The following is an 8973-nucleotide window of genomic DNA, read 5'->3' on the forward strand; positions in this document are numbered from 1 at the left end:
CCGCCCTGAGCGACGCGGTCCACAAGCAGTGGCGCAAGCTGAACACCAACTCCCGCTTCCACTACGCCTCGGTCGTCGAACTCTCCGAACGCCTCACGGAGTTGCTCCCCGAGGGCCTCGACACCGTGTTCCTCGTGAACAGCGGCTCCGAAGCGGTCGACCTGGCCCTGAGGCTCGCCTGGGCGGCAACGGGCCGACAGGACACCGTCGCCGTCGAAGAGGCCTACCACGGCTGGACGTTCGCGAGCGACGCCGTCTCCACCTCAATCGCCGACAACCCCAACGCCCTGGCCTCCCGCCCGAGTTGGGTCCACACGGTCGCCGCCCCCAACTCCTACCGGGGCCTGCACCGGGGCGAGGACGCCCACCGGTACGCCCCGCAGGCCGCCGCGCGCATCGCCGCTGTCCGCCCCGGCGCGTTCATCTGCGAACCCTTCTACGGCAACGCGGGCGGCATGCCCCTGCCCGACGGCTACCTGACACAGGTCTACGAGGCGGTCCGCGCGGCCGGCGGGCTCTGCATCGCCGACGAGGTCCAGGTCGGCTACGGCCGGCTCGGCACCCACTTCTGGGGGTTCGAACAGCAGGGCGTCGTACCGGACATCGTCACGGTCGCGAAGGCGATGGGCAACGGGCACCCCCTCGGCGCGGTCGTCACACGCCGGGAGATCGCGGACGCCTACCGCACGCAGGGCTACTTCTTCTCCTCGGCGGGCGGCAGCCCTGTCAGCTCGGTGGTCGGCCTCGCGGTGCTGGACGCGCTGAGGGACGAGGGCCTCCAGGCCAACGCCCTCGACGTCGGCGGGCACTTGAAGGAGCGCCTGCGGCAACTCGCCGACCGGCACGAGCTGATCGGCGCCGTCCACGGCAGCGGCCTCTACCTCGGCGTGGAGTTCGTCCGCGACCGCACGACCCTGGAGCCGGCCACCGAGGAGACCACCGCGATCTGCGAACGCCTCCGCGAACTCGGCGTGATCATGCAGCCGACGTCGGACCGGCAGTGCGTCCTGAAGATCAAACCGCCGCTCTGCCTGACCCGGGACGACGCGGACGTGTTCGTCGCGGCGCTGGACGACGTCCTCACACACGGCTGGTGAGGCGCGTCCCCCGGGGGGGACTGAAAATTTCGGTGATCCCGTGCCGGTGGCGACCGCACAGCGCCGCCGGTACGGTCGTCGAAGATCACCGGGACCGTCGTACAGGAAGTCTGGACAGCACATGCGCAACCGCGAACTCGGCCGCACCGGCCCGACCGTGTCCGAGATCGGCTACGGCGCTTGGGGGCTGGGCCAGGGCGCCTGGGTCGGTGCCGACGACGACTCCGGCGTCCGCGCCCTGCACCGCGCGCTCGACCTGGGCGTCACCTTCATCGACACGGCCAGGGCGTACGACCGCAGCGAACGCGTCGTCGGACGCGCGCTGCGCGAACGCCCCGGCGACACCGTGTTCGTGGCGACCAAGGCCGGTCCGAAGGTGCCGGTGTCCCTCGCGACCAGCGGACTCGACCCCATGGAGACCTTCCCCGGCGCCCACCTGCGCGCCAGCCTGGAGACGAGCCTGCGCGAACTCGGCCGCGACCACGTCGACCTGCTCCAGCTCCACACCTGGGAGGACGAGTGGACCGGCCGGGGCGACCTCCTGGAGACGGTCGCCGACCTCAAACAAGAGGGAAAGATCCGGTACTTCGGCATCTCCGTCAAGGACCACCAGCCCGAGAACGTGCTGAGCGTCCTGCGCACCGGCGTCCTCGACACCGTCCAGGTCATCTACAACATCTTCGAACAGACCCCGGCGGACGCCCTGTTGCCCGCCTGCGAGGAGCACGGCGTCGGCGTCATCGTGCGGGTCGCCCTGGACGAGGGCGCCCTCACCGGCACGGTCCGGCCCGGCGTCGCCTTCCCCGAGGGCGACTGGCGCAACTGGTACTTCCGCGACGACCGCCCGGCGCAGGTCGCGAGCCGAGTGGACGCGCTCGTCGCCGACTTGGGGATCGAGCCCGCCGAACTCCCCTCCGTCGCCCTGCGGTTCGCGCTCGCCGGACAGGCCGTCTCCACGGTCATCGTCGGGATGCGGTCACTGGCCAACGTCGAACGCAACGCGGCGCTCTCCGGCGAACCGCCGCTGACCGCCGAGCAGTTGGCGATCCTCGCCGAGCACCGCTGGGAGAAGAACTTCTACAGCTGACGTCACCACCTGAGACGGCCGTCCTCGACCCTGCCCCGGTCGCGCATCCCGTCCGCGAGGAAGTCGAAGTAGGCGGCGAGCGAGGCGTGGACACCGAACCTGTTCAGGTCCCCGTCGCTCCACTCGCCCACCTCACCGGTCGCGGTGTCGAGGAACAGGCCGTACAGCCAGTCCGTCTCGACGGCGAAGGGCACCCAGTCGGGATGCCAGGCCAGGACCACCGGATCCGGGTCCGGGGACGGCTCCATGGCCGCGTACCCGGAACGCCTCCGGTAGACCTGCACGATCTGGTCCACCGACAGGAGATGCCAGCCCGACGGCAGGAAGTGCCCGTCCGGCTCGGCGAGATGCCCGTTGGCCATGCGGACGCCGTCGTTGGCCAGCAGCCACGTCCACAGCTCCTGCGGGAAGCCGACGCCGAGGGACTCCTCGGCGTCGGTGATCTCCTTCGGCCGTGCGGGGGCGCAGAGGGAGGCCGCGTTTCTCGGGGCGTGCCGGGCGAGCCACTCGGTGACACGGGCCCAGGCCCGCCGGACGTTCTCGGCTTCGCGGTTCATCGGAGGGCTCCGGCGGGTTCGGGGCGGTGGACGCCGCGTGGGCGGTAGCCGAGGGTGTCGGCGCGGCCGGTCAGGTCGGCCAGGTACCAGATGATGGCCAGCCACATCTCCGTACCCTGCAAGCCGGGTTCACCGGACGCGAAGGCCAGACCCCGGCCGTCCTGCCAGCGGGGGAGGACCACGGCGAGCTGCCGCTGCGCCCAGGCCCGTACGTCCGCCGAACGGTAGCCGTCCAGTTGGCGTCCGCACAGCCACAGCGGGTGCGCGACGTCCAGGACGTTGCACGCGTTGTCCCGGCCGGGGCCGAAGTGGCGGGGGTCGCGGGAGTGGTCGAGCACCGTGTCCACGACCCGCTCCGGGTGCGGGACCGGGAGGCCGAACTGGGCGAACGAGCCCCGAGTGAGGCGGTAGTACCCGTTCACGACCTGGAGGCGCCCGGCTTCGGAGGACGGGGTGCCCCACATGCCGGTCCACGGGTCGACGCGCGTGAGAAGCCAGCCGAACAGGGCTTCCAGGGCGCCGGGTTGTACGCCGGCACCCTGCCGTACGGTCCAGTGCGCGGCCGTCGCCCACGCGTCGATCCACGCCCCGCCGCCCCACGCACTGTCCCGCCACGGCAACTCGTCGAGCCGCGCGGTGAGTTGAGCGGCCGTCATGTCCCGGACGCCGCGCACCGGTTGAGGGAAGGCGGAGCCCAGCAGGTCGAGCGCGTACCCCACGGACAGCACGTGGTACAGCGCGGAACCGTCCCCGATGAACCCGTCCCCCTCCGGCACCGGCACCGCCTCACCGAACTCCGGCACGAGCCCGGTTCGCGGGTCCTGCGTACCGGCGAGCCGCTTCACGTGCTCCTCGGCCGTCAACTGCTCCGGCACGGCACCGAGCAGCAGATCCGCGATCTCGACGGCGTCGCAGTGCGCGCGCAGCGTGGGCGCGGCCCCGGGCCGGTCGACGTACCGGTCGCCGTCCCAGCAACGGCCGATGACGTCGGCGGCCTGGGCGCGGACGGTCTCGGCGAAACGGGCGAGGGGGTCGGTGTGCACGACTTCCGGCGCGTCAGTCCTCGGCGCACCCGCCTGTGTGGCCTCCGCCGGATCCGAAGCTGCCTGCACGACCCCCTTCGCAGCCCCCGCCTCCGCCTTCGTCTCCCGCCGGTCCCGCAACGGCCGTGCCGGGTTCCCCGCCGCCATCGTCCACGCCGGAAGATCCTTCGTCACCACCGCCCCGGCCCCGATCACGCAGTGGTCCCCGATGGACACCCCGTCCAGCACGACCACGTGCGACCCGATCCACACGTCGTCCCCGACGGTGATCCCCCGGCTGGTCAACGGCTGCCGGTACACCGGCCGGTCGGGCGCCATGGAGTGGTTGAACCCGAGCAGCGACGTATGCGCCCCGATCCGCACCCCGTTCCCGAGGACGACCGTCCCCCGCACCGTCGCGAACGGGTTCACCGTGCAGTCGGTCCCGGTCGTCAACTCCCCGGTGACATAGGCGTGCGCGGCGATGTACGAGTCGTCCCCGAGCCGCAGCCGGTCGGGGAACACGGCCGCCGAGCCGGCGACGTAACACCGCTCGCCGACCACGGTGTCCCCGCCGATGCCGGACTGCCGCTCCCGCTGGACGGCCCGCTCCTCGTCGGTGGCCTCGTCGGGGAACAGCCAGGGACAGTGGTCGAAACGCCGTTCTTGATCCACGGGAGGAACGCTAACCCGGGGAACCCGCGCTGAGAAGGGCCGACGGACGCCCCCGCTCACGACGCCTCAGAGCAGCAGGACCGCCCCCACCGCCGCCGCTCCCGCCAGCACCGCCACCACGAGGGCGACGAGCGGCACCTCCCGGTTCTCGGAGCGGAGTTCGGCCGCCGGGTCGAAGACGAAGCGGGCGGGGTCGGCGGGGTCGTGGTGGACGGTGACGTCACGGCCGTACGAGGCGGTGGGGTCCGGGATGCCGGACCGGCAGTGCGCCGTGACGGCCCGGCCGTCGGCGGTCGTGAAGGCGACGACCGGCGTGATGGTGGTCGTGGTACTGCCCTCGGAGTCCGTGCTGACGTCCTTGAGGACCGCGATCACCTTCCCCGGTACGGCGACCATCGAGGCCAGCCGCTCCTTGCGGGCCCGGCTCTCGCGGACGTTCTCCGGGAGGTGGAGCGCGCCCAGCACGGCCAACGGCCCGCAGCACCCGACCAGCGCCCACGGCCACGCGTACTCGACCGCGAGGTACACCACGCACCCGGCGTACATCAGGAACACCGCGAAGTTCGGCCAGCCGAGCCCCCGGCCGGGCTCGGTCGGCGTGGTGGCGAACGCGTAGGCGTGCGGCCTGCCGCGCGGATGGTTGACCTCGATCTCCCGGCCCGCCCACGCCTCCGTGATCTTCTCGCCGCGCTCGCCCTCGTTCGTGACGGTGACCTGCTGCCCGGTCTCCGGCTCGACGTAGGTGACGACCACGGACACCCCGCCCCGGCACGACCCCCCGTGCCTCGGCTCCCGCACCCGCTCGATCCGCCCGGGTGCCCGCACCGTCCGCTGCGCCTTGGTCATCCCGGACAGCGACCTGCCGTACCCGGCCAGCGCGGCCACGCCCAGCACCGCGCACCACAACGCGAGGTACACCTCCACGCGCCCTCCCTCACCCTCGACGTACGACCGTGCCCTTCCCGTCCGCCTCCAGCGACTTCGTACCGCCCCGCCCGGTCACCGTGACCTGGAGAGCCGCGCCGTCGGCGGTGAGCCGCCACACGCGCGGCGCGCCGAGCCCGGACCCGGCCTCCTCGACCAGCGCGGGGACGCGGTCGAAGGGCAGGGACCGGGGATCGAACCCGGCGGCACCGTCACCGGGGGAGGAAACGGGGGAGAAGACGACCGTCAGGAGCCGTTCCTGTACGACGACGGTGATCGCCCTGCGGCGGTTCCCCTGATCCAACGACTCGACCGACCGGCGCAGTTCACCGGGGTCGAGCATCGACTGGCCGGGGCCGAGGGCGACGGTCCCGGTGGACGAAGTGACGGTCACCGTGGTCGACGTCGTCGACGTGTTCGACGACGACGACGAGGACGACGAGGACGACGAGGACGACGACGGCTTCGCGGGGGAGTCGGAGTCGAACAGGTCGCCCCGGAACCCGTACACCACGGCCGCCGCCCCCAGCAGCAGCGCGACCAGCGTGAGGAACCCGGTCGCGCACCCCTGCGCCGGATCGCTCTCCAGGACCGGACCCGGCACCGGGTCCAGGCGCGCGCCCGCCGCCCGCTCCTCCCACTCCGGCGTCGGCCGCCGCACGATCCGCGCCTTCCACGGTTCGTCCGGCGGGTACGCCACCACCACGACGTCGCGCGGCCGGTAGTCGGGCAGGTCGGCGACGTTGACGTCCTGCCTGAACCGGACCCGGAAGGCGTACGCCTCGTCCGGCGCGACCGTCACCTCGAACGTCACCGGCACATCGGTGGTCTCGCCCCGGGTGACCTCCCGGCTCTCGATCACCGCGAGCGACGTACGCGGCGCCACGGCCCGCGCCCGCGTCCGTGCCGGCGCGCCGGCGAGCAGCACCAGCAGCCCGTACACGGCCGGCAGGACCAGCGCGCCGACCAGCAGCGGCACCCGTTCCAGGACGATCCCGACGACGAACGCGGCCAGCGACACCCCGATCACCCCGCCGGCCAGCACGCCCCGGACGAGCTCCAACGGCCTGGTGTGCTGAGGAGTCGCCGCGCCCCCGGTGATCGTCATGGCCCGATTGTGCGGGTTCCGGGTGACATCCGACAGACCTTCCGGAGAAGGAAATGTCCTCCGTCCGTCCCGGTCTGACGATACGAGGACGGCCAAGGTGCGCCCGGCCGCGGGAACGGTCCGAGGCCGCCGGGAGAACGGCCTCGCCGCCCCTACGCCAGGCCTCCGGTGGGGGAGCTGCGGTTCGCGGCCCCGCGCCCGCCGCAGCCCTGGGACGCCTCGCCTTCGGGCCGCCGGTCCCGCAGGACAACGGCCCCTCTGCGGGCGGCGACGACTGGCTCACCGTCATGGTCTGGCTTGTGCAGCGGCGGCTACAGGTTCGGCGACACCGCCGACGCCGGACGCCTGGCCCGCGTGGGCGGAGTGATCCTCGTCAACTACCGCGTCGGCGCCGAGGGGTTCGAGCTCATCGAGGGCGCCCCCGCCAACCGGGGGCTCCTCGATCAGGTCGTCGCCCTGGAGTGGGTGCGCGACTCGATCGCCGGGTTCGGCGGCGACGCCGGTCGCGTCACCGTCTTCGGGCAGTCGGCGGGCGCCAGGCCCATCGCCGCGCTGATGACGATGTCGTGCGCACGGGGACTGTTCCGGCGAGCCATCGCACAGAGCGTCCCCAGCGGCTTGTTCACCGCCCCACTGGCCCGGGACATCGCCCGCGCCCTCGCCGCAGAACTCGGGCTGCGGCCGACGGCCGGCGACCTCTCCGCCGTACACCCCCGCAGGCTCCCCGAAGCCGAGGTGGGCCTGCGAATGCGGGACCACCTCGACCGGTGGGGACCGACCGCGCTGACGCGGACGTGGAACTGGTCGTCGGGCACAACCGGGACGAGTTCCGGCCCACCTGTACGAACTGACCTGGCCCTCAGACGCCTGCCACGCCCTGGACGTGCCCCACCGGACTGCCTCTGGGCCGGGGGTGATCGGCGTGGAGGGGTGGCCGAGGAACCCGGCATAGGTTTACGCCGGGTTCCCCAGGTGCACCGGGAGTTCCTGGTGGCCGTTGCTGATCAGGGAGGCCAGCGGGCGGAGGTCGGTCGCGGGGACCGCCAGGCGGACGTCCGGGAAGCGTTCGAACAACTGGCGCAGCGCCTCCGTCACCTCCAGGCGGGCCAGCGGGGCGCCCAGGCAGAAGTGGACGCCGTGGCCGAATGCCAGGTGGTCCTTGTCGACGCGGGTGATGTCGAAGGCGTCCGCGTTCGCGCCGTGCCGGTTCGCGGCGCCGTACGAGGCGAGGATCGGCTCGCCCTTCGCGATCGTCGTGCCGCCGGGGAGGGTGAGGTCCTTGAGGGCGTAGCGCAACGGCAGGTGCGTGACCGCCGGTTCCAGGCGGAGGGTCTCCTCGACGACGTCCCTCCACCCGTACCGCTGGGCACGGACCAGGGCCAGCTGATCGGGGTGTGTCAGCAGGAGCGTGATCGCCTGGTCGATGACGTTCACCGTCGTCTCGTACCCCGCGCTCAGCATCAGCACCATCGTCCCGAGCAGCTCGTCCTCGGTGAAACCGGTGCCGTCGTCGTCGCGGGCCGCGATGAACTGGGAGGTGAGGTCGTCGCCGGGGGCGTCTCGCTTCGTACGGATCAGCTGGGCGAGTTTCTCGTACAGCAGCGCGGTGTTGGCCTGAGCCTGGGCGGGGGTGAGCGTCGTGTCGAAGACGCCGTCGACGACTTCGCGGAAGTCGTTCGCCCGGTCCTGCGGTACGCCCAGCAAGTGGCTGATGACGGCGATGGGCAACGGGTACGCGAGGTGCTCCCGCAGATCCACGACGCCTCGGCCGGCCGGTAGCGCGTCCAGGAGTCCGGCGACCATCCGCTCCACCGTCGGTGCCAGCGCCTTGATCCGGTGCCCCGTGAACGACGGCGCGACCATCTGGCGCAGCCGGCGGTGGTTCCCGCCGTACGCCGTGAACATGTTCTCGACGGCCACCCATAGGGCGAGCGGCCATCGGGGCACGACCTCGGCGAACTCCGGCCAGTGCGCCCGGGCGTCCTTGGAGACGTCTGGGTCGGTCAGTAACTCCTTGAGCAGCCCGGGCTCGGATACGGCCCAGACCTCCACCCCGAGAATGTCCACCCGCGTCACCGGGCCTCGCTCCCGCAACACCCGATGCTCGACCTCCCGTTCAGCACCTGTGGGATCGAGCACATACACCGCTTGCCGCTCCACGAACCCCTCCTTGTCCTGGGCGACTCGATGCCGCCTTCCTGATGTGACAAGACGGGGGGCGGGTCCGTGACAGCTCCTGGGAGAAAAACGGGACCTGCCTTTCTGACGTGCAGCGCTCCTTCGACTCCGTACCCCGGAGGAACTGCGTCGGCTCGTCACCGCCGCCGAGGAGGCCCCCTCCGCCGGCTGCGACGAGGACGAGCACTGGACCCTGATGGTCGTGCGGGAGCGGGGGCGCGTGCGGGAGTACGCCGCTTACCTTGACGGGGAGTTGGCCGGGGATCCGCGGGGCTATGTCTTCAGGCTCGAAGAACGCCGGGGTCAGGTCGTCTCGGGGGTGGGG

7 protein-coding genes and 1 pseudogene are annotated in these 8973 nt (G+C 72.1%); 3 read left to right on the top strand and 5 right to left on the bottom strand.

Annotated features, from left to right (window positions below; all coding sequences use genetic code 11):
* Together AOK24_RS22940 and AOK24_RS22945 are read left to right on the top strand one after the other, a co-directional pair.
* Positions 1-1097 (top strand): aminotransferase class III-fold pyridoxal phosphate-dependent enzyme (locus AOK24_RS22940; protein ID WP_159051953.1); only part of this gene is annotated, 1097 nt, incomplete at its 5' end.
* A 121-nt stretch (positions 1098-1218) separates the two neighbouring features.
* On the top strand, positions 1219-2184 hold the full coding sequence (locus tag AOK24_RS22945; protein WP_055721954.1) for an aldo/keto reductase: 966 nt from the start codon (positions 1219-1221) through the stop codon (positions 2182-2184).
* A 2-nt stretch (positions 2185-2186) separates the two neighbouring features.
* Here the strand turns inward: AOK24_RS22945 and AOK24_RS22950 are convergent, their stop codons facing one another.
* From AOK24_RS22950 to AOK24_RS22965, 4 genes are all read right to left on the bottom strand, one after another.
* Entirely contained in the window at positions 2187-2741 is a 555-nt protein-coding gene (locus tag AOK24_RS22950) for an SMI1/KNR4 family protein (protein WP_055721955.1), read from the bottom strand.
* The gene (locus AOK24_RS22955; protein ID WP_055721956.1) at positions 2738-4438 is read right to left on the bottom strand and encodes an acyltransferase; all 1701 of its coding nucleotides are present in this window, start codon (positions 4436-4438) and stop codon (positions 2738-2740) included. The genes AOK24_RS22950 and AOK24_RS22955 overlap by 4 nt, the downstream gene beginning before the upstream one ends.
* Before the next feature lie 66 nt (positions 4439-4504).
* On the bottom strand, positions 4505-5362 hold the full coding sequence (locus tag AOK24_RS22960) for a DUF3592 domain-containing protein (RefSeq protein ID WP_055721957.1): 858 nt from the start codon (positions 5360-5362) through the stop codon (positions 4505-4507).
* A gap of 10 nt (positions 5363-5372) precedes the next feature.
* On the bottom strand, positions 5373-6470 hold the full coding sequence (locus AOK24_RS22965; RefSeq protein WP_055721958.1) for a DUF3592 domain-containing protein: 1098 nt from the start codon (positions 6468-6470) through the stop codon (positions 5373-5375).
* 363 nt (positions 6471-6833) lie between these two features.
* On the opposite strand from AOK24_RS22965, the pseudogene AOK24_RS52510 reads away from it, so the two are divergent.
* A pseudogene (locus tag AOK24_RS52510) lies at positions 6834-7091 on the top strand (carboxylesterase family protein); the annotation flags it as partial.
* 333 nt (positions 7092-7424) lie between these two features.
* Here AOK24_RS52510 and AOK24_RS22970 read toward each other — a convergent pair.
* Complete coding sequence (locus AOK24_RS22970; protein WP_055721959.1) at positions 7425-8630, bottom strand: cytochrome P450 family protein; 1206 nt, start codon at positions 8628-8630, stop codon at positions 7425-7427.
* Positions 8631-8973: the final 343 nt, after the last annotated feature.

The organism is Streptomyces niveiscabiei (assembly GCF_001419795.1).
Classification (GTDB): Bacteria; Actinomycetota; Actinomycetes; order Streptomycetales; family Streptomycetaceae; genus Streptomyces; species Streptomyces niveiscabiei.